Source organism: Sporosarcina thermotolerans, assembly GCF_030067815.1.
Lineage (GTDB): Bacteria > Bacillota > Bacilli > Bacillales_A > Planococcaceae > Sporosarcina > Sporosarcina thermotolerans.
Window position 1 is genome coordinate 1,792,350 of record NZ_CP125968.1, and the last position, 19,718, is coordinate 1,812,067.

At 39.4% G+C, this 19,718-nt stretch carries 23 protein-coding genes and 4 pseudogenes; 15 read left to right on the plus strand and 12 right to left on the minus strand.

The window, feature by feature from the left end:
- Nucleotides 1-31: 31 nt before the first annotated feature.
- A complete protein-coding gene (locus tag QNH10_RS10260; RefSeq protein ID WP_283734504.1) occupies nucleotides 32-193 on the minus strand; it encodes a hypothetical protein in 162 nt (53 codons plus the stop codon).
- 25 nt (nucleotides 194-218) lie between these two features.
- Nucleotides 219-353 (minus strand): hypothetical protein, encoded by a 135-nt coding sequence (locus QNH10_RS10265; RefSeq protein WP_283734505.1) that lies wholly within the window; start codon nucleotides 351-353, stop codon nucleotides 219-221.
- Nucleotides 354-556: 203 nt separating this feature from the next.
- On the opposite strand from QNH10_RS10265, the pseudogene QNH10_RS10270 reads away from it, so the two are divergent.
- Nucleotides 557-1,260: pseudogene (locus tag QNH10_RS10270) on the plus strand (ATP-binding protein).
- Between the two features lies 1 nt (nucleotide 1,261).
- The gene (locus tag QNH10_RS10275) at nucleotides 1,262-1,441 is read left to right on the plus strand and encodes a hypothetical protein (protein WP_283734506.1); all 180 of its coding nucleotides are present in this window, start codon (nucleotides 1,262-1,264) and stop codon (nucleotides 1,439-1,441) included.
- 219 nt (nucleotides 1,442-1,660) lie between these two features.
- On the opposite strand, the gene QNH10_RS10280 is transcribed toward QNH10_RS10275, so the two are convergent.
- The 3 genes and pseudogenes from QNH10_RS10280 to QNH10_RS10290 all read right to left on the minus strand — a co-directional run bounded on the left by QNH10_RS10280 (nucleotide 1,661) and on the right by QNH10_RS10290 (nucleotide 3,905).
- Nucleotides 1,661-2,194 carry an isoprenylcysteine carboxyl methyltransferase family protein gene (locus tag QNH10_RS10280; protein ID WP_283734507.1) on the minus strand — a complete coding sequence of 178 codons (534 nt, stop codon included), beginning with the start codon at nucleotides 2,192-2,194 and terminating at the stop codon, nucleotides 1,661-1,663.
- Nucleotides 2,195-2,204: 10 nt separating this feature from the next.
- A pseudogene (locus tag QNH10_RS10285) lies at nucleotides 2,205-3,283 on the minus strand (type III polyketide synthase).
- A 172-nt stretch (nucleotides 3,284-3,455) separates the two neighbouring features.
- Complete coding sequence (locus tag QNH10_RS10290) at nucleotides 3,456-3,905, minus strand: YaiI/YqxD family protein (RefSeq protein ID WP_283734508.1); 450 nt, start codon at nucleotides 3,903-3,905, stop codon at nucleotides 3,456-3,458.
- 173 nt (nucleotides 3,906-4,078) lie between these two features.
- On the opposite strand from QNH10_RS10290, the gene QNH10_RS10295 reads away from it, so the two are divergent.
- A complete protein-coding gene (locus QNH10_RS10295; protein WP_283734509.1) occupies nucleotides 4,079-4,288 on the plus strand; it encodes a hypothetical protein in 210 nt (69 codons plus the stop codon).
- A 36-nt stretch (nucleotides 4,289-4,324) separates the two neighbouring features.
- Here QNH10_RS10295 and QNH10_RS10300 read toward each other — a convergent pair whose 3' ends face one another.
- From QNH10_RS10300 to QNH10_RS10310, 3 genes are all read right to left on the minus strand, one after another.
- Nucleotides 4,325-4,576, minus strand: a complete 252-nt coding sequence (locus tag QNH10_RS10300; protein WP_430541105.1) for a DUF4097 family beta strand repeat-containing protein — start codon at nucleotides 4,574-4,576, stop codon at nucleotides 4,325-4,327.
- Between the two features lie 80 nt (nucleotides 4,577-4,656).
- A complete protein-coding gene (locus QNH10_RS10305) occupies nucleotides 4,657-5,358 on the minus strand; it encodes an HAAS signaling domain-containing protein (RefSeq protein WP_283734510.1) in 702 nt (233 codons plus the stop codon).
- Entirely contained in the window at nucleotides 5,351-5,674 is a 324-nt protein-coding gene (locus QNH10_RS10310; RefSeq protein ID WP_283734612.1) for a PadR family transcriptional regulator, read from the minus strand. Before QNH10_RS10310 ends, QNH10_RS10305 begins: the two co-directional genes overlap by 8 nt.
- 556 nt (nucleotides 5,675-6,230) lie before the next feature.
- Here QNH10_RS10310 and QNH10_RS10315 point away from each other — a divergent pair.
- The 11 genes and pseudogenes from QNH10_RS10315 (at nucleotide 6,231) to QNH10_RS10365 (ending at nucleotide 14,319) form a co-directional block, all read left to right on the plus strand.
- Nucleotides 6,231-6,620: a hypothetical protein gene (locus QNH10_RS10315; RefSeq protein WP_283734511.1), complete on the plus strand. Its 390-nt coding sequence runs from the start codon at nucleotides 6,231-6,233 to the stop codon at nucleotides 6,618-6,620.
- A complete protein-coding gene (locus tag QNH10_RS10320; protein WP_283734512.1) occupies nucleotides 6,617-7,609 on the plus strand; it encodes a M17 family metallopeptidase in 993 nt (330 codons plus the stop codon). Before QNH10_RS10315 ends, QNH10_RS10320 begins: the two co-directional genes overlap by 4 nt.
- A gap of 121 nt (nucleotides 7,610-7,730) precedes the next feature.
- A pseudogene (locus QNH10_RS10325) lies at nucleotides 7,731-8,685 on the plus strand (phosphotransferase enzyme family protein).
- A gap of 270 nt (nucleotides 8,686-8,955) precedes the next feature.
- The gene (locus tag QNH10_RS10330; RefSeq protein WP_283734513.1) at nucleotides 8,956-9,492 is read left to right on the plus strand and encodes a histidine phosphatase family protein; all 537 of its coding nucleotides are present in this window, start codon (nucleotides 8,956-8,958) and stop codon (nucleotides 9,490-9,492) included.
- Nucleotides 9,493-9,848: 356 nt separating this feature from the next.
- On the plus strand, nucleotides 9,849-10,739 hold the full coding sequence (locus tag QNH10_RS10335) for a serine hydrolase domain-containing protein (protein WP_283734613.1): 891 nt from the start codon (nucleotides 9,849-9,851) through the stop codon (nucleotides 10,737-10,739).
- 89 nt (nucleotides 10,740-10,828) lie between these two features.
- Nucleotides 10,829-11,614, plus strand: coding sequence for a serine hydrolase domain-containing protein (locus QNH10_RS10340; protein WP_283734514.1), 786 nt, complete (start codon nucleotides 10,829-10,831; stop codon nucleotides 11,612-11,614).
- 95 nt (nucleotides 11,615-11,709) lie between these two features.
- Entirely contained in the window at nucleotides 11,710-12,093 is a 384-nt protein-coding gene (locus tag QNH10_RS10345; RefSeq protein ID WP_283734515.1) for a hypothetical protein, read from the plus strand.
- Between the two features lie 37 nt (nucleotides 12,094-12,130).
- Complete coding sequence (locus QNH10_RS10350; protein WP_283734516.1) at nucleotides 12,131-12,649, plus strand: NUDIX hydrolase; 519 nt, start codon at nucleotides 12,131-12,133, stop codon at nucleotides 12,647-12,649.
- 10 nt (nucleotides 12,650-12,659) lie between these two features.
- Nucleotides 12,660-13,418: a GNAT family N-acetyltransferase gene (locus QNH10_RS10355; RefSeq protein WP_283734517.1), complete on the plus strand. Its 759-nt coding sequence runs from the start codon at nucleotides 12,660-12,662 to the stop codon at nucleotides 13,416-13,418.
- Nucleotides 13,419-13,463: 45 nt separating this feature from the next.
- Entirely contained in the window at nucleotides 13,464-13,955 is a 492-nt protein-coding gene (locus tag QNH10_RS10360; protein WP_283734518.1) for a GyrI-like domain-containing protein, read from the plus strand.
- Nucleotides 13,956-13,992: 37 nt separating this feature from the next.
- Nucleotides 13,993-14,319 (plus strand): MazG nucleotide pyrophosphohydrolase domain-containing protein, encoded by a 327-nt coding sequence (locus QNH10_RS10365; protein ID WP_283734519.1) that lies wholly within the window; start codon nucleotides 13,993-13,995, stop codon nucleotides 14,317-14,319.
- Nucleotides 14,320-14,376: 57 nt separating this feature from the next.
- Here the strand turns inward: QNH10_RS10365 and QNH10_RS10370 are convergent, their stop codons facing one another.
- From QNH10_RS10370 to QNH10_RS10380, 3 genes are read right to left on the minus strand one after another with little or no spacing between them, the layout of a single operon-like run.
- Complete coding sequence (locus tag QNH10_RS10370; RefSeq protein ID WP_283734520.1) at nucleotides 14,377-15,333, minus strand: TRM11 family methyltransferase; 957 nt, start codon at nucleotides 15,331-15,333, stop codon at nucleotides 14,377-14,379.
- Nucleotides 15,330-15,890, minus strand: a complete 561-nt coding sequence (locus QNH10_RS10375; RefSeq protein ID WP_283734521.1) for a branched-chain amino acid aminotransferase — start codon at nucleotides 15,888-15,890, stop codon at nucleotides 15,330-15,332. The genes QNH10_RS10370 and QNH10_RS10375 overlap by 4 nt, the downstream gene beginning before the upstream one ends.
- Before the next feature lie 37 nt (nucleotides 15,891-15,927).
- Nucleotides 15,928-16,848 carry a cation diffusion facilitator family transporter gene (locus QNH10_RS10380; RefSeq protein WP_283734522.1) on the minus strand — a complete coding sequence of 307 codons (921 nt, stop codon included), beginning with the start codon at nucleotides 16,846-16,848 and terminating at the stop codon, nucleotides 15,928-15,930.
- 271 nt (nucleotides 16,849-17,119) lie between these two features.
- On the opposite strand from QNH10_RS10380, the gene argH reads away from it, so the two are divergent.
- Nucleotides 17,120-18,448 (plus strand): argininosuccinate lyase, encoded by a 1,329-nt coding sequence (gene argH, locus QNH10_RS10385; RefSeq protein WP_283734523.1) that lies wholly within the window; start codon nucleotides 17,120-17,122, stop codon nucleotides 18,446-18,448.
- A 74-nt stretch (nucleotides 18,449-18,522) separates the two neighbouring features.
- Here the strand turns inward: argH and QNH10_RS10390 are convergent.
- Nucleotides 18,523-19,703: pseudogene (locus QNH10_RS10390) on the minus strand (amidohydrolase).
- Nucleotides 19,704-19,718 lie beyond the last annotated feature (15 nt).

Here is a 19,718-nt window from a genome sequence, read left to right on the forward strand (position 1 = left end):
ATACGGTTTCAAAGTCGAAGCAGCGCTTGCTTCATTCACTGCTCAAGCTTGTAATTGGAGGAATGCTTGTCGGTGTGCTGTTGTTCAGTCTATTCGTCAGTGCCAACGTAAAAGCTTTTAATTGTTCCAGAGCAAGATCCTTTAATTGAGCCAAATTTTGTAAGGTTTCTTTTGCATATAAATCTGTTGACATATCAAAAACCCCTTTCAATTTTTTGTTAGTTGTTTCCGCTAACACCCGCACCTGAATAAGCTAAGATAGGGCCAACGCCACCAGCTAATTTAATTGCCCAAATCGCCATACCACCAAAAACAATATAAACAAGCGGAGAAAGGGTAAATTTACCTAACAATACAAACCTTCGTAATCTCATCTATATTAAAATTTAAATATCTAGTTTTCTTTAATGGTGTTATTCCATGAAGAAAGACGCTTTCCTTATTTCAGAAAAGCGCCCTTTAATTGAATAACTAACATTTAGCATTAGTCCTAAAATCACTTAATGCTTCTTCAAGTAACGCACCCATTACTTAAAGTAGAATTTAATTAAGTGGAATGGCAGAAGCTTACCAGGAACAGGCAAGAAACAAAGATTTCCAGAAGATGAGTTTTGAAGACCGCTTTTCACTTCTAGTCGATCTGGAACATTCTCGACGTAAAAGCAATAAGCTTCAACGCTTGATCAAAACAGCAACTTTTTTAAACCCAAGTGATAGTATTGAAGACATAGAATATCACGAAGATCGAAAACTATATAAAGACTTGATCTTGAAGCTCGCAAGCGGTGCCTATATTCTCGACAGTCACAATATCATATTGAAGGGACCCACTGGGTCCGGCAAGTCATATTTGGCCAGTGCATTCGGCATATCTGCCTGCCGTCAATTTCACACTGTTAAATACATCCGTCTACCGGAGTTACTTGATGAATTGACACTTGCGAAATTAGCCGCGGATGGAGCTATCGCGAATTGATTAAGAAATATACGAATGTCGATCTTCTTATCTTAGATGAATGGCTACTGACCGATTTAACGACAGATGAGGCCGCAATCCTACTTGAAATCACTGAAGCACGCCATAAGGCAGCTTCAACTATCTTCTGTTCACAGATAGACCCTAGCGGATGGCATTTGAAATTGGGGAATGAAACGATTGCGGAGGCAATATTAGACCGTATTATCCATGACTCCTATCAGATTCTCATAGATGGAGATGTTTCCATGCGAGAGCGCCATGGGTTGGGCGTAGAAGGTTGATATGGTTGTATTAACAAAAAAGGATCTTCGAAAAATGGAGGAAAACTATTACTGGTCTGGTTACAAAAGTTGGTACCCCTTCCCAAAGAACTTAAGAAGAAACTCTTGGAGGTCTATGGAGAAGAACCTTTCCCTTACAGCTATTCTGGGCAGGATATATAAGAAGGCAGCAGAAAAATAATTATGGATTACTTCGAGAACAGAATAAATACTGATTAAAAATCAAAGCCCCTACAGTTTAGTACAGTGCTATTCTGTAGGGGGTTTTTGATTCATTGGTAAACACCTTGGCACTCTGTGGTAAATTTCTTGGCGTTGTGTGGTAAAAAAGATGTCACGAGTAAGATCGGGTGGCCGTAATCAAAGAAGAACACCAAGGAGAGGCTTCCTTGGTGTTTTGTCATTTATTCAACAGAAATTCTTTCGTATAATTTGTGGCTTCCTTCAACGCCTTCTCCTCAGTTGGAATTCGTACTGTCATCATCCAACAATTGAGGAGGGTGAATAAAACGGCTGTGAAAAATGCATTGAAAAGCAAGGGCAAGACGAGTAATTCCGTTGCAACGATTATATAATTTGGATGACGGATCCATTTATATGGACCTTTCCGAACTACCTGAGCATTAGGGAGGACTATGATTTTTGTATTCCAAAACTTGCCCAATGATGAAAGGCACCATATCCGTAAAAGTTGGGTTACAAGGAAAATAGCTAACAAGAATGGCCAAATCAGTGATAGTTCACGATTGAAAAAAAGAACTTCGGTTAGCAAGGAAATGAAAAAAAGAATATGCAACCCAACCATAAATGGATAGTGAGTTGCACCTGCTTCAAAAGCTCCTTGGCTCTTCATCCATTTTTCATTTCGTCTTGCGATGAACAATTCAATTAGACGTTGCAGGATCACAATTGAGATGACAATACCAAATAACATTTAGCTCACCTCAATCCCATTTCAACAACAGCAATTCCCCACAAAATCCTGGACCTAAGGCCGCCATTAAACCGTATTCACCAGGCTCAGGGGAAGATTCCATGAATTGCTTAAGGACGTAGAGGATAGTCGGTGAAGACATATTGCCATGATTCCGTAGCACTTCTCTTGAAATAGCCGTTTTAGACGAATCGAACCGTAAAGCTGCTTCATATGCCATCAACACTTTTTTTCCTCCCGGATGCGCGATGAAATGTGTAATATCGTCTTTAGTTAAATTATTTGAGGCTAAGAACTCATGGACGAAGGTCCGAGCCAATTCGTGATGATCGCTGGAATACTTTTTGAGAAGACAACATATAGCCCATTGTTTTTAATATCCCAGCCCATAACATCTTCTGATGCAGGCATTAATTTTGACGTAGTACCAATGATGGCAGGGACCGTTCTGTTCACTGTAATTTCGGATTGATCGCCTGTAATTAAAGCGCAAGCAACACCATCCGAAAAGAGGGAAACACCGACAAGATTGCTTTTCGAATAATCGTCTTTTTGGAACGTCAAACTGCAAAATTCGACTGACAGCACTAATACATTAGATTTCGGAAATGCTTTGCAATATTCAAATGCCCGGCTGACTCCTGCTGCTCCGCCCGCGCATCCAAGTCCCCATATCGGTATACGCCTTGTATCATCACGAAAAGGAATCAGATTCATGATGCGTGCATCTATGCTGGGCGTTGAAATACCTGTACTTGAAATGAAGAAAATTGCATCAATTTCAGAAGGATCAACGGGTTTTTCCAAGGTTCTTGGATTTTGTAGGCAAGCCTTTACAGCATCAACCCCCAAATTCACGGCATGGTGAATATATAATTCATTCCGCTCTTCAAAATCATGGGCTTGACCATACCACTCAATGGGCATGCATACATCACGTTTTTCGATATCACCATTTTGGAAGACTTTCAAAAGCCTTTCGATATCTTTGAATCTTTGACTGAATAGAGAGCGGGTAAGTTCGACAGCTTGCTCCTGTTTAACCTCGTGAGGAGGCAGAACAGTACTGACGGAAACAATTTTTGGCATGGATAGACCTCCGTTTAGTTATCATTCTCAAACCTTTACAGAAAAATGTTAAACGTATGCATGTCCTTATGGAGAAATTGGGTAAACTTTTGGGCGCTGGATTAAATATAGGTATTAATGTAGTTTATGAATGAGTTGAAGGGATTATGAAAGCCCGGCAAATTAGCGGGCTTCAATTTGGAGGAATTACAGTATTGCATAAATCACGCAGCTTATTCACGAATCTTTCATTGTTTTCCTTTGAACGTTTTTTGGGACCTCTAAGCCTTCCCCCAGCAGCCCGAATTCTTTGTGCAGTATGACGGGCGAAAAGAAGCTGATCGATATTTTCTTCAGTATAGCGTCTACCGTTCTGATCAATCGGATGACCTTGTTTTGCTAATACCATTGCGGCTAAGCCATAATCCTGTGTAATAACGATATCTCCTTTTTTAACACGGTTGACCAAAACAAAATCGACTGCATCCGCGCCTTTGGAGACAATTACGGTCTCAGCTCCGTCCCGATGCATTTCATGTGCAGTGTCACAAATGAGAATGCACGGAAGCTTGAACTGTTTCGCAATGGAAATCGTTTCGTTTACAACAGGACAGCCATCTGCATCTACAAAAATCGTCGCCATTGTCTCGACCTCTTTTCAATTTTACAGTATGGAAGCTTGTGGAAGGACCATGCTGTAAATGGATTGATGTCTACTATATCATATTCAAAAGTTTTAATTTAATTCAAAGAGGGAATGACAAGAAAAAATGGGTTTAGGAGGGATATGTAATAAAGGAAGAAAATAATTATGGGATGACTATTGAGGAAGCGGAGAACTATGGCCGTAGCGTTAATGCAAGAAATGCGGCAGTGGAAAGAAATATAATGAGTGAAGAGCAGGAAATCATACCTGCAAATCAGCTGCCACCTCCATTAAATGAAGAGGAAATTAAAAAACGTGTTGGTGCAGAGAATTTTAGAAACCTCGATGATGCGAAGGTTATGAACTCCATAAACAGTTGAAGAGGGCAGAAAATGCCCTCTTTATTTTTTTACAGATCACTTCACTGTGATTCTTCCGTTATCCGATTTCAATTGAATCTGATATTCTTCCGCGCCGAAGCGAGTACGAGAGTTTCTATCACCATACACATCTATTCGTCCATGGCCAGTTTTTGCCGAAATTAGTGCATTTGTTGGCTTACGAACCGACTTCACTTCAATACTTCCATTATCTGTTTCAAAATTGATATTACGGTCAAGATGTTCCGTTACAAGTGTAATTCGACCGTTGTCGGTAACACCTACCAAGTTCCCATCTACATGTTCGAACTCGATTCTGCCATTATCCGATTTGGCATGAATTAAATCGGCTTCTACATGCGCAAGCGTTATTGGCCGTTATCTGTTTTTGCTTTTAATCTATCACTTTGCACTTTCGAAATTTCAATTCTTCCGTTATCGGTCTCCGCAATAAGTACTGTAGCTGCCAATTCAGCTAATTCAATTCTACCGTTATCTGTGCGTGCATCAATCGTTTTTCCTATTAATTTTTCGGCATTTATCCGGCCGTTATCCGATTTCATAGAAATGGATTGGTAAAGCTTTTTCGGAATGAACACGTTCAATGCCACCGCCTTTGTATTGAAGTTGAACACAAATAACCAAAGACCTTTCTTTTTCAACCTGACCTTTAATGTATCTCCAACTACATCAGCCGTCAGTTCTAACTTATCATTGGGATTCAACAATTCAATCTTTGTTTCGTTGTTATTAGAAGGAATGACTGTAAGAGTGCCATGAAATACCTCAATATCGACTTTTGAAAAACTGTCGTCCTGAATCGTGATCACTTCACTCGATGGATCTTTTGCAACGTTGGTGTTTGTTTCACTAAACGGGTAGGCGTCTAATAACTCTGCTGCAATTTTATCTGGTGTGCCGAGTGAAGAAGCTATTTCTGTTTCCGTTTTTCCATCAGCCTTGCCATTCGAAAAGTACTCACGTATATCTTGCAGAATATCGTTTCTCTCCTCAGTTGGCAATCTTTTTAAGGCTTGCTCAAGTTCCATGATAAATTGGTTTTCAGTCATTACGAACACCTTCCTCGATTAATTTATTTACACCTTCCGTGAAACTGCGCCATTCATTTAATTGCTCATGTAAGTACTCACGCCCTGCATCCGTCAACTTATAATATTTACGGGGAGGTCCTTCAGATGATTCCTGTAAATAGGTCGTAAAATAACCTTCTTTCGTCAATCGGCGCAGCAGCGGATAAACAGATCCTTCAGATATGGAAATCTGATCAGAGATTTTCTGTACCAATTCATAGCCATAACGGTCTTGTTTATCCAATAAAACAAGGACACATAAGTTTAAAACACCTTTTTTGAATTGAATATTCACCATCTATCCCTCCTTTTTTAGTACAGTGTAATGAATACTACTGTGTTAAGTGTAATATATCATACAGTATTATTCATTGCAAGGTACTGTAAGAATTATTTTGAAACTATATTTGTATTTTGACGTAAGGTATATATGGATTGTTAATTGTTTTGTATATAGTGATTTCCGTTGCTTGGAGTGAAAGGCGGCGACTCCTGCGGGAATAGCATGAGCTGAAGACCCCGCAACGAAGCGTAGCGGAGTGAGGAGGCTGAAGCCATGCCCGCGGAAAGCGTCCGCCTGTAACGGAAAGCAACTATTTATAAGTACATAAGGAGGTAATTTCATGGACGGTAGTTATTTTGTTGGGTGGGGACATTTTCACTCATTAACGCAGGAATTGCACAGGGGAAGAATAGAAGTGGGTTGAATTGGTTTTTGTTATCTTTGGTTTTAGGTCCAATTGCGACTTTCTTTTTAGTGATTTCAGAGAAAAGATAATCTTTCAAAATCCGTAATTTGTGGTAGACTATTTCTATAGTCGAAATAAATTGTGTTTTAGGGGGAAGTTAAATTGACGAATGAAGTAAAGATCATCTTTTCGGATGATGTATTAGTAACTGAAAACAGTGCAGTGAAGAATTTTGTAGAGAATCAAAAAGCAGGTCATTGTTCTTTAATCATTAAGGACGAGCAGTATGTAATCGTTAAAACCGATGATAAAAAGAAGTCATTGGAAAAAGTGAGATCCACAGCGGGAATATCTCCCGTGACCTTTCTTCTCAAAAAGTTGAAAAAGCTAGTGTTCAAGGAACTGCACTTGAAGCAGCTTTTTCTGATCTTAATAAAGAAGAGGTCGCTGTTGCATTTGTTGAAGGTTGGGAGCTTGGCTCTTATCAATTCTCGACATATAAATCGGATGCTGAAACGACAAAAACAGCACTTGAAGTGGCAGGCGATTTGAACGCTTCTGTTGAGCTTGGAAAAATCCGTGCTGCAGCAACTGCGTTCTCCCGTGATTTGATGAACGAACTATCAGATGTATTGAATCCGGAAACATATCCAGAAGTTTTGAAACAGCAGTTTGAAGGAAAAGGTGTCGAGATAACTGTTCACGGTAAAGAACAGCTTGAAGAAATGGAAATGAATGGTCTCCTGACAGTTTGCCGAGGCAGTAAATACAACCCATCATTCGTTGAGATCCGTTATGAAGGAGATTCTTCAAAACCACTTGTGGCACTTGTAGGGAAAGGGGTAACATTCGATACGGGTGGAATTAGCCTAAAGAGCGGTAAAGACTTGAGCAGCATGCGTATGGACATGGGTGGTTCAGCGGCAGTTGCTGGAGCAATGCAGCTTCTTGTTGATTCGAAAGCGGATGTAAATGTTGTTGCTCTGATCCCTATGGTTGAAAACACACCGGATGCAAACTCTGTTTTCCCTGGTGAAGTAATCCGTTATAAAAACGGCAAAACTGTTCAAGTTGGGAATACAGATGCAGAAGGTCGTCTAATCTTGGCTGACGCTTTAATCCGTGCGGGTGAGTTGAATGCAGAGTATATCGTTGACATCGCAACGTTGACGGGCGCGATTGTTGCTGCATTAGGTTCGGAAATCGGCGGCGTTTTCGGTGATGAAGAACTATCATCCGTTATGAAAAAAGTTGGGGATCAAAACGGTGATTTCGTATGGCCTATGCCGTTGGTAGAAGCATACGATAAATCATTGGCAAGCGATTACGCAGACATGAACAATATCAGCTCAATGAACTTCGCGGGCTCCATTACGGCAGGTTTGTTCCTACGTCGCTTCGTGCCAGAAAACAGCAAATGGTTGCATGTCGATATGGCTGGTATGATGAGCAAGTCAAGCGCATCAGGCTATTACGCAAAATCAGCAACAGGCTACGGCGCAAGACTATTGGCTGACTATACTGTGGAAGTTTCGAAATAATAAAAATCGAAGAGGATATATGTTCAAATTGAACATATATCCTCTTTTTGCATTGTAAATTCAGTCTATTATGTATAAAATGTATGGAAATATCTGTTTTTTAGGGATGGTGACTTTGTAAATGTTTCAAAACGGAGATTCGACACAATTAATTAAAATACTCAATGATTTATATCCAGTGGAGTTCCTTGCAGCTCAACCAGTAACAAATGAGATGTTCCGATGTACCGCGAAACAAGACGTTTATTTCGCCAGAATCACCAATTACAAGTCATACGATGAACAGCTTGAAGAAGTGACTTATACAAACTTTTTGAATAGAGAAGGGTTGGCAGTGTCGCCAACAGTTTCTTCATTGAATCGAAATGTAGTAGAAAAAATAACACTTGGCGATAAAGAAGTGTTAACCGTTCTATATAAAGCGGCGCCTGGTGTCCATTTGGAGAGAAGTCAATGGAATGCCAACGTATTAAAAGAATTAGGCCGTCAAATCGGTAGATTGCATCGTTTCTCGAGGAAATTTGAAGAGATCCACCCGTAAAGTATATCAACGATTGGCACGATAATGAGGAATATGCTTTTCTTAAATATATTCCTGAAGAAGAAACCGCAATTAGAAAAATTGCACAAGATGTTTTATTAACTGTAAAAGGATTGCCAAAAAACACCTCAAATTATGGGTTATTGCACGGAGATTTATGGTTGGAAAACATTTTGGTTGATGATGAATCAAATTTGGCGATGGTCGATTTTCAAGACTGCGAGAAAAACTTCTACATTTTTGATTTGGCAGTTCCAATCTACAGTGCAATCGAGTATTCGTTTGTAGGAGGGGGCAACATAGTCGATTATGGACGGAAATTACAAAAGCAATCATTGACGGTTACCTGGAGGAAAATGACCTTCCCCCAGAAATGTTAGAACAACTTCCATTGTTCATTAAATTAAAGGAAGTATTTGAGTACAGTTTAATGCATATGTACTGGAATAAAGAAAAGATAACGGAAGAACAGATTCGAATCATGAACCATTATAGGATGAGGATTGAACGGAATCAGTCGCTTTTGGATTTGTAACGCTTAGACTGCCCATAGAACTGCGGTCAGTTCCCGTTGAACGTGGCGGACTTCCCGTAGAATCGGGATAAGTTCCCATAGACCTCGGTGGACTTCCCGTAGAATCGGGGTGACTTCCCATAGAACGCGGCAGACTTCCCGTAGAATCGGAGTGACTTCCCATAGACTACCGTGGACTTCCCGTAGAACAGCGGTAACTTCCCATAGAACCGACGCGACTTCCCGTAGAACACTGTGGATTGGAGCGAAAAGAAAAAAAGGGGGTTTCCCATGATATATGTAGTGAGACATGGTCAAACAGAATGGAATAAAGATCGAAAAATGCAGGGGAGAATGGGTGTACCGTTAAACGATTACGGAATCGAACAAGCAGAAACATTAAAGGTGAAATTACAGAATGTAAAGTTTGATTTTGTTTTTTCGTCACCACAAAAAAGAGCGGTTCAAACAGCAGAAATTATTACAGGGGCACAAGCTCTAATGGATGATCGATTGGATGTCTTTGATGTAGGGGAAGCTGACGGTTTACCTATTAGTGAAGTAAAAAGGGTTGGGTTGTTACCCGATTTATCTACCTATAATGGGGTTGAAAATCCAACTGAATTTGCAAGTAGAGTGTTTGATTTCATGAAAGAACTTCAAAAGCAATATGGGGATAAAGAGATGAATATTCTTATAGCCGGTCACAGATGTACCACAGGCTGTATTGGTGCCTATTTCAAAGGGATACCCACCGATGGAAATGTACTTCAATTCTCCTCTGATACAGGAGATTATAAGACATATTCTTTTTCCCTTTTTAGGTAGAGTTTTAGGTTTTAGGGTATTTGGTGAAAAGCTACAAGGTAATTATATGATTAGGAATATTCACACTTGAATTGCATCCCAAAAGATTTTACTATACAATTTATCTACTATTATCTTTTCTGAAAGGGAGGACATAATGATGATCCGTTATATGGTATGAACAAACTAACTGAATTCCTTTCAATAAAATAAAAAAACCATAAAAGGAATTCAGGAGGAATCATAATGAATACAGAAATCAAATTAAGCTACTTGGATAAAGTACAAAGGAGCTTCTATTTTCAGGCGCTTTTTATGCTCAAAAAGGAAACGAAATCATAGAGGGAAGTAATGGTTTCGCCAATCGATCGGAGAAAATTGATAATCAAGAAAATACAAGGTTTGCAATTGCTTCAGGTTGTAAAATATTCACCTCAGTAGCGATTTGTTTGTTAGTTGAAGCTGGGAAAATTTCATTTGGTACAAAATTAAAAGACTGTTTAGATATAGATTTTCCTTATTTTGATAAAGATATTACTATTCATCACTTACTAACACATACATCAGGTGTACCAGACTACTTCAATGAAGAAATAATGGACGATTTCGCGTTGCTCTGGAAATCGCTCCCTATGTATCACATCCGGGCTCCGAAGGATTTCTTGCCTATGTTTCAGTATGAAAAAATGCAGGAAAATCTGAACTGTTCGTTTCAGTACAACAACACTGGTTATATATTGTTAGGACTAATTGTAGAACATGTGGCCCAATGTAGTTTTGATGAATTCGTTGAGGAACATATTTTTCGTAAAGCCTGTATGGAGAATTCGGGATACTTTGAGTTGGATCGTTTGCCAGTAAATACAGCACTTGGTTACATCGAGGATTCGGAAGGTAACTGGAAAACAAATATTTATTCCGTGCCGGCAAAAGGAGGACCAGACGGGGGAGCATATGTCACGGCCGAAGACATGATTAGATTCTGGCAAGCATTAACGAGTTTCCAACTGTTGTCCAAGGAAATGACCAAGATGTTGTTAATGCCGCGTGAGGTAGTAGATGAAGAGGAAAATATATATTATGGCTATAGCGGTTTTATGGAGTTAGACGACTGTAATCATGTAGTTAAGTATATACAGATGGGATATGATCCGGGGGTTAATTTCCGTGCTGTATGCTATCCAGAAACTAAAACGACAATCGTTGTCTGTTCCAATGAATCAGAAGGTGCATATGAACTTCTGAAAAAGATTGAAAATATCTTATAACCAGATAAAAGCCATTCTGGAGGGTCAATGCGGTTATATGCCGCATTGACTTATTTTAATTGAACAAAAAAAGTTTGGAGTGTGAATTCATGCAAGCTCTGCGATTAAAACTAAAAGAGTATATCAACGAATACGCAAAGCTGTGGGACTTCTACGGTGTTATCCAAGTGAAAAAAAAGGGGGAAGTCCTTTTTGAAGATGCGTATGGCTATGCAAGTATAGAGTTTGGAATAAAAAATGATATGAATTCACGCTTCTCCGTTGCCTCTATGTCAAAACAATTTACAGCTTTTGCGATTATGCTCCTTTATGACAAGAAAATGCTGGATATTGATAAACCTGCTCAATTATATCTACCTGCTGAAATGCAGATTGACGAATCGATCACTGTCCATCATTTATTATCTCATACCTCAGGTTTATATAATTTTACAAACTTTGAAGATGATTTTTTTGCTGGTTACAATAGAATGGATTATTCACGAGACTATTTTTTTCAGAAGTATATTAATAAACAACTAACCAAGTTAGCGGGTACAGTATTTGATTATAATAACTCGAACTATAATTTGCTTGCATGGATTATTGAAAATGTATCAGGAGAAACATACGATGAATTTTTAGGAAACCACATATTCTTGCCTTTACATATGCTGAACAGCTATGTTGATGACGGTTGTAAAACGATAAAAAACAGATCATGTAATTATGTTTATGACTATGATTCAGTCGTCAAAAGTCCGTATTTTAACGAGAAATTTAGCATCGGTGCGGGGGCCATCGTTTCAAACTGTGATGATTTGTACAAATGGTATACTTGTCTGCGGATCGGAAACTACTGTCCGGCAAAGTGTATGATAGGTTTTTTAGCGTGAACCAAAACAATTACTGCTATGGACTGGAACAACATCATGTTTACGGGACAGACAAGTTTTCCCACGGAGGGGATCACCTTGGGATTTGTACGTACATGCAGAATTTTTTCGAGGAAGATATTTGTATCATCATCCTGTCCAATAATGAAACTATAAATCAGTACAGGTTAGGTAATGCAATTTCAGATATGCTGCATCATGTAGATATAGCTGCCCCGACTAAGCATAGAGAAATTCCACTTAATGAAAGTCAACTTGAAAAGTATTGTGGAACATACTTAAAGGATAAGATTAAGATCGAATTCATTAATGGCAAATTATATTTCACAAGATTCTTTGGCAATCTTCATATTGAAATCTACCCAGTAGGTGAAGGGAAATTTGCTCGAAGATATTATGATCAAATCGAACCTTACAGTATTGTTGAAAATGAAAATGGCGAGATGATGTTTTTTGGGTATATAAAGAATAACCTATAAGATGGTTGAAGCTTAGTTAAGTGGAGGAGGGATTCTGGTGGAGTATTGGGATATATACGATAAAAACAGAATTAAAACTGGAAGGAAGCATGAGCGAGGAAAACCTCTTCCTGCTGGAGACTATCATTTGGTCGTCACAGTTTTGATCGTTAATAGTAGACAAGAAATTTTGGTAACCAAACGGCATCCCGACAAGCCTTATCCGAACATGTGGGAATGCCCCGGAGGTTCTGTTTTGACGGGGGAGGACAGTTTGGAAGGTGCACTGAGGGAAGTAAAAGAAGAAATCGGGATTGACCTATCAAGCAGCTATGGAGAATTAGTAAAGAGTGAACGTCGGAATCACGATTTCAAAGATGTGTGGCTATTTCATCATGATTTTGATATTGAAGACACCGTACTTCAACCAGAAGAGGTAACTGATGCAAAATGGGTTACTATAACTGAACTTGAAAGTATGTTTAACGATGGAATTGTAGTTCCTTACCTTGAAAAGATAAAAAAATTATTGATTGAAAAAGTTCAGCAAGATAGCGTAGCGCAACCAGATAATTAGGAGAGTACAGATGGAACAAATAACATTTGATCAAATTAATATACTTGGAAACATAGTGGAGGAAAATGCTCTTTATAGACATTTTCATTATCCTGAGATGTTAGTCAGGTATGATAGTAATTTCATTGAATTTAAAACGATACCGTCATTAACTGAGTTTAAAGAGATCGAAAATTATCTTAGGGATTTTCATGTGAAAAGAGGCCAAAAGCATGTGAAATTCTCTTTTCCGGCAAATATAAAGCCGACAGAAGAACTCTCTGCATATTTAGCCGATAGGGGTTATGAAACAGGTTTTTTAGAGCTGTATACAATTCAGCCGAAAGACTTCCCTTCAATAACAAACAATCCAGATATAGATATTCAAGCAGTGACAGATAGAACACTAAATATATATCTTGATTTGCAGTATAAGCATGACTTAGAGATTGGAAATGAATTTGCTGAACAGAAGGCCGATCTTATAAAGCGTCAATTTACCGATCACGACATACTTCAAGTTTTGGCTTTTTATAAAGGATCTCCGGCAGGTTATGTTGATGTCATTGTCTCGAATGAAACAGCAGAAATCGATAACCTAACTGTAGATGAATCGTTTCAGAAAAAGGGGATAGGAAGTCGATTACAAAAATTCGTCATGGATTCATTTCCGGAGAAAGTTGTAATATTAGTGGCCGATGGTGAAGACACCCCAAGGGAAATGTACAAAAAACAAAACTATCTGTATCAGGGATTCAAATACGAATCATATAAAGTATACGAAGACTAATAGGCAATTGATTGTTCATTAATATTAAAAAGGGGATTAATAATAATGCAAAACTTCCAATATGAAATTGTGGAGATACCAGCATATCGTGCAATTGGATATAAGTGGGATGGCCCGTATACCGAAGTTAGTTCTTTGAAAGAAATTATTTATAGTATGAGTAGTGGAGTAAGTGAGTTAGAGCATGCAATTAATCCAGAAGTTCAACTTGGATTGTCCTATCATCTGCGTCCTGACGGCTTTGTACATTATTCCGTGTATGAAGTTAGTGAAGAACAACAAATCCCGGAGGGTATGGTAGAAATTTATATACCTGAAATGACTTACTTAATGATACATCATAAAAAAGAACACATCATTGGTCAGAGTTATGACAATATCTTTCAATGGCTGAAGGAAAGTAAATATGAGCCATTGAGGGAAGATGACGTGGAGTATTTCGATCGGCTACCGATAAAGCACGAAAGATATCCGAATGACCGGGATGTTAACAATCCTCATTTTGATATCTTGATTCCTATTAGCAAAAGAGCGTAATGTCGTAAAACATAACTAACATTGTGAGGACTTACTTATGGATCAATTAACATTTCAAGCATTACAAAGTTATTTATCATTAAAATACAAAGAAGGACGGATGTCCACTGGATTATTTATGAAGTTGGTCGAAGAAATTGGTGAAGTTGCAGAGGTATTAAACCAGCAAGAAGGCCGAAAATCTATGTCATCAGATGCATCCCTGGAACGTGAATTAGTAGATGTTATCCATTACGCAGTTGCCATTGCAAGTATCAATCAAATCGATTTAACAAAAGCCATTATAGAAAAAGACGAGCAGGCAGCAATTAAATATAATCAATCTCCAAATCTAAAAGAGTTTTTGAAACAGGAATTGAAATAGTAAAGGACATAACATATTCAGTAAGACGAATATGTTATGTCCTTTTTTTTATTAAATTTATTCACAAACAACAATTTGCCGTTCGAATGTTCCTTTTTTCGCTATACAACGATCAACGATTTCAAATCCAGCTTCAGTAATCATATGATCCATTGGTTCAATCGTGACGACTACCAACTTCGATGTAATCCGTCTGGCATCTTTTAAAATGTTTAATTGTCCTTCAGCCGTAATATGGGTGAATAAATTATACGGCATGTCGATAATTGCAGCATCATATGTATTCGTCACTTCGGAAATAGGACCGATGACAACTTCACCTTCCAACCCGAAGTGTGCAAGGTTCTTCCTGGATCCGAGGCAAACGAGAGGGTTGATATCCCTACCGACAATGTCAATTCCCATTGAGCGGGCTTCGACCAAAACAGTCCCGATGCCGCAGCAAGGGTCAATCGCACGGATTCCCTCGGGGTGAGGGACTGCAATGTTAGCGACTGCGCGAGCAACCCTCGTGCTTAGCGCAGTGGAATACATATGGGGCTTTTTCATATGGAATCTCCAAATGGGTTCGCTTTCCTTGATGATGCCAAAATACCAAACTTCATCCAATAAGACGATTCCAAAGTTAACTTCAGGTTCATGTAAATCGGCTTCCCCTTGAATCACTTCACCAATTTCCCGCTCGATGCTTCGTCGCTCTGGATGATGGAGTTTAGGCGTCATATTGAGCGCAATTGAGTTCAGGCATGTTACTTTGAAACTTTTATGTGTGACAAATTCAGTTGCTTGTCCTTTTATTTCATCCAAGTCTTTTCCTGAAAAAATGACTTCCAAGCGCTCCCTTATGAAAGGGCTCCTGCTTGGATCGATTTTCACTTTACTCGTAATGACGTTCGTAGGGCTATCATAGCCAAAGAATGCCCTCATTTCCAAACGGCATAGGTCATGTTCATCTACTTGCCGCACATACGTGTAGATGAACTTCTTAGTATCCACTTCAAATGCATGTTTCAATTTGCAGCCTCGATTGCTTCAAGTAAATTAAAGATGAATCGATAGGCAAGGTCCACTGCATCTGTAATTGGCATTTCACTTTCGAACCCCTCCAAATGATTAAGTGGAATATTGACGTCCCATAATCCGTCTGTATCAGAGAACATTGCACTATATGTCTTAGATCCAACGTTCGCCGCCAAATAATCTTTCAGGAAAGGTCCCCATTTTTTCTGTACTTTTAATCCGAATAAAACTGTATAAGTTTGGAATACATCATCTGTTTCGAGTGCCATGCCGTCCACTTTAATTATTTCGAAAGCGGTTGATTCGATATAGACAAATTCATCGATATTCCTTTTAAAATAGGAAACCGGTTCATTCATGAAGGTCCCATGTTCCTCTTTAATAACTTCTTCTGTCTCTTTCAAGCATCTTTCAATGACGGTGTAGCCCCACCCTTTATAGTGAATGTCTACGTTTTCATCAATTAACCCTTGTTTGACAGCATATGCTTTTTCAATCGGGAATAATGGTTCGTTCCCAACAACTAATTGCTCAATTTTCTCTTTTAACATGAGAGACACTCCTTTTCACTCTACAGTATACCGTAATTCAACTATAATTTGCCCAATTATTCCCGGGATACCAGGGATTCAAATGAATGAGTACTTCATCTACATCTTGGTGTTCATTGATGATCATGTTCCGAATTTTACTTGAGGTATCATGCCCTTCCTGAATTGTCATCGTACCCGGAATCCCAATACGTAAGTCAACAAGAACGTAATGGCCATGCTCACGTGCACGTAAGCGATCAATTCGTTTTACTTCAGGAACCGTGCGTATCAAAGCCGCGAATTCCCTAAGTCGTTCTTCAGAGACGTTCTTTTCCATTAAGATATCCATTGCTTCTTTTCCAATTTCGTATGCAAGCCTTAGAACAAGAATGGAAACGATTACTCCTGCGAATGGATCGCCATAAGAAAGGAATGAAATATTGTAGGCATCGCCAATGAGTGCCAATCCAATTCCAACGACTGCAGCGAGTGAGGCGTATACATCCGCCAAGTGATCATAGGCAGTTGCGATTAGCCCTTTGCTGTTCACTTTCTTTCCGATACGCATTGTGTATATATAGAGCGCCTGCTTCCAGATGAGGGAGATGATTGCAGTGATCAATGCAATCACACTTGCTTTTGCGGGTTCTTCGAAAAATGTTTTTACAGCTTCATAACCAATATAAATGGATGCGATGGCAAGAATGATGGCAACAATTCCTGAACCGATAACTTCAGCTTTTCCATGGCCATAAGGGTGGTCTTCATCCGCAGGTCTTTGTGAATACCGCATTGATGTTAAAGCAGCTGCAGAAGCGACAACATCCCCCGCATTATGGAAGCCATCGGCCAGTAAAACGGGGCTGTTGAAAAGCGCACCAACGAGGATTTTCAACACGGTTAAAACAATATTACTTATTAAACTGATCCAAATTGCAAACACTGAAGCGATGGAATGGTTTTGTTTTGTATTCATAATTCTTGCCTCCAAACTCATTTTTTCCCTGGGGAAACAAAAACCCTTGACATATTGTTGTCAAGGGTTAGTTAGAATAAACCATATAGTTTTGTTGGTCACAGTATTTAGTCAATTTAATCACTCTTTTGCAGTCAGTCAGTTAAGCATAGCATTTCACTCAAGTTCAATCAAGGATTTGACTATTGTTCAGGAATGCATTGCAATAGAGGCATTTATTCATTATAATACATTAAAATGAATAAAAATACATAACGGAGGTTGATTATACATGAAGCTTTGGGGAGGTCGTTTTACAAGTCGCGCCGATCAAATAATGGAGCAGTTCAATACATCATTGCCAGTAGATCATAGACTGTTCCGGGAAGACATCGCAGGCAGCTTGGCCCATGTTTCTATGCTTGTCCATAGCGATTTGCTGACACCGGAGGAAGGGGATTTACTCATACAAGGGCTTGAGTCCATTCTCCATGATATTGAAAGTGGAGTGTTAGTGATTGAAGGGAATTATGAAGATATTCACTCATTCGTGGAAATGCACTTGACGGAACGCATTGGTGAAACAGGTAAAAAACTGCATACCGCCCGCAGCCGAAATGACCAAGTAGCAGTCGATATGCGGTTATATGCAAAAAATAAGGCGGTCGAAGTAAAAGATGGCCTTCAGTCATTGATTGACTCATTGCATGCAAAAGCGAAAGCGAATAATGTCATCATGCCAGGTTATACACATTTGCAACGGGCGCAAGTCGTCACGTTTGGACATCATTTAGGCGCTTACGAGCAAATGTTCAAGCGTGATAAGAAACGAATCAGCAATGCACTCGAACTATTGGATGAAAACCCGTTAGGATGTGGTGCGCTTGCGGGAACGACACATGCTATCGATCGGGATGTAACGACGGCACTCTTACGATTTGCGAAGCCGGTCGATAATTTCCTTGACGGAGTTAGCGATCGTGATTATATGCTTGAATTGATGTCCGATTTCTCAATCATTATGATGCATTTAAGCCGATTAAGTGAAGAGCTGATTTTATGGAGCAGCCAGGAGTTCAAGTTCATTACAATGGCAGATGCATATTCGACAGGCAGTAGCATCATGCCACAGAAGAAGAACCCCGATGCGGCGGAACTGATACGTGGGAAAACTGGCAGAGTTTACGGCTCTTTATTCGCTTTATTGACGACGTTGAAAGGGTTGCCGCTAACATATAACAAGGACATGCAGGAAGATAAAGAGCAGTTTTTCGATGCACTTGATACCGTGCTGGACTGCATGGAAATCATGTCCAAAATGATCGATACATTGCAAGTGAATGCAGAGAATATGAAGGCGGCTATTAAAGCTGGCTTTCTTAATGCAACCGAAGTGGCCGATTATTTGGTAAGCAAAGGGACGCCATTCCGCGATGCACATGAAATCGTTGGGAAAATCATCATTTATTGTGAAGCAGAGAAGAAGGCTATTGAGGATTTGACAGTGGAGGAACTGTCAACGTTTAGTGAAAAGATAGATAATGATATTTACGAATACATCGAGTATGAAAACATTTTGACGAAAGGAAATAAGGGGTTAATGATGGAAGTAGGGAAGTAGAGCACTCTTGAAAATTAAAGAAAATCGCCAGGGACCGCTCATACAAGCTGTTCTGGCGATTTTTAAATAATGGATTATTCTTGTAAACTGCAAACCACTTGCCCAACGGCTTTAGCTGCAACAAGGAGCGAATCTTCATCGATATCGAATTTTGGATGATGGTTGAAATATGGTTTTTCAACGCCTTTAGGTGTACACCCAATATAAAAGAAGCAAGCTGGGAATTTCTCGGCATAATAAGCGAAGTCTTCTGAAGGTGCCATTGGCGGCACTTCTTTTACCTCTGTAATTTCTTTCACATTCGCATTTTTCAGTGCGTTCGCTACTTTTTCTGTAAGTTCAGGATTATTGTATAACGGCGGATAATCTGGTGTATAGGTTAGGTCGCATTCCACATCGAACTCCTCTTCAAGTCCTTTAACCATGCGTATTATTTCCCGTTCAATTATTTCTTTCGTTTCAGTTGTCATGTAACGGATATCACCCTCAAGTTCCACACTATCCTTAATCACATTAAATATGCCCGCTCCATCAAAAGATCCAATTGTAATAACACCAATACTAAAAGGACTCAATCTACGGCTAATAATCGTTTGTATTGCAGTTACAAAGTGTGCCCGGCAACAATGGCATCGTTCGCTAAATGAGGCGATGAACCATGTCCGCCTCTGCCTTGCACTTTCAGTTTCATGTATGCCCGGCCGTTGAAAGCATAGCCTTTGTTGTAGCCAACCATACCGGCAGGGGCAATCGGCAGAAGGTGAATGCCAAATACTTCATCCAAATCATCCAACAGTCCAGATTCGACAATGCTCTTTGCTCCACCTGGCGGAACTTCTTCTGCATGTTGGTGGATGATTTTAATCGTACCGGATAGTTCAGATTTCAATTGGATTAAACAATCCGCGAGAATTAATAAATATGCCGTATGGCCATCATGCCCGCATGCATGCATGACACCTTCATTTTTCGACTTGAATGGCACATCTGCTTCTTCCACAATCGGAAGTGCGTCAAAATCTGCGCGCAATCCAATTGTTTTTCCGGGTTTAGCACCCTTTATCGTTACAATAATTCCGTATCCATTTCCAACATTAGTTTGTATATCGACATCCTTGCCTTTATAGAAGTCGGCAATATATTGAGCCGTTTTTTCTTCTTTAAACGATAACTCCGGGTATTCGTGTAAATAACGGCGAATTTGAATCATTTCATCTTTACGCTCGTCCAGCATTTTCATTAATTGTTCCTTCACGTATCACACACTCCC

Coding starts and splice junctions, on each gene's coding strand:
- QNH10_RS10290 (WP_283734508.1), bottom strand. CDS start 3,905: ATGGCGACGATTTTTGTAGATGCAGATGGCTGTCCTGTTGTAAACGAA.
- argH (WP_283734523.1), top strand. CDS start 17,120: ATGAAGCTTTGGGGAGGTCGTTTTACAAGTCGCGCCGATCAAATAATG.
- QNH10_RS10375 (WP_283734521.1), bottom strand. CDS start 15,890: ATGTTAAAAGAGAAAATTGAGCAATTAGTTGTTGGGAACGAACCATTA.
- QNH10_RS10305 (WP_283734510.1), bottom strand. CDS start 5,358: ATGACTGAAAACCAATTTATCATGGAACTTGAGCAAGCCTTAAAAAGA.
- QNH10_RS10380 (WP_283734522.1), bottom strand. CDS start 16,848: ATGAATACAAAACAAAACCATTCCATCGCTTCAGTGTTTGCAATTTGG.
- QNH10_RS10295 (WP_283734509.1), top strand. CDS start 4,079: ATGACTATTGAGGAAGCGGAGAACTATGGCCGTAGCGTTAATGCAAGA.
- QNH10_RS10330 (WP_283734513.1), top strand. CDS start 8,956: ATGATATATGTAGTGAGACATGGTCAAACAGAATGGAATAAAGATCGA.
- QNH10_RS10355 (WP_283734517.1), top strand. CDS start 12,660: ATGGAACAAATAACATTTGATCAAATTAATATACTTGGAAACATAGTG.
- QNH10_RS10345 (WP_283734515.1), top strand. CDS start 11,710: ATGCAGAATTTTTTCGAGGAAGATATTTGTATCATCATCCTGTCCAAT.
- QNH10_RS10260 (WP_283734504.1), bottom strand. CDS start 193: ATGTCAACAGATTTATATGCAAAAGAAACCTTACAAAATTTGGCTCAA.
- QNH10_RS10275 (WP_283734506.1), top strand. CDS start 1,262: ATGGTTGTATTAACAAAAAAGGATCTTCGAAAAATGGAGGAAAACTAT.
- QNH10_RS10340 (WP_283734514.1), top strand. CDS start 10,829: ATGCAAGCTCTGCGATTAAAACTAAAAGAGTATATCAACGAATACGCA.
- QNH10_RS10365 (WP_283734519.1), top strand. CDS start 13,993: ATGGATCAATTAACATTTCAAGCATTACAAAGTTATTTATCATTAAAA.
- QNH10_RS10280 (WP_283734507.1), bottom strand. CDS start 2,194: ATGTTATTTGGTATTGTCATCTCAATTGTGATCCTGCAACGTCTAATT.
- QNH10_RS10360 (WP_283734518.1), top strand. CDS start 13,464: ATGCAAAACTTCCAATATGAAATTGTGGAGATACCAGCATATCGTGCA.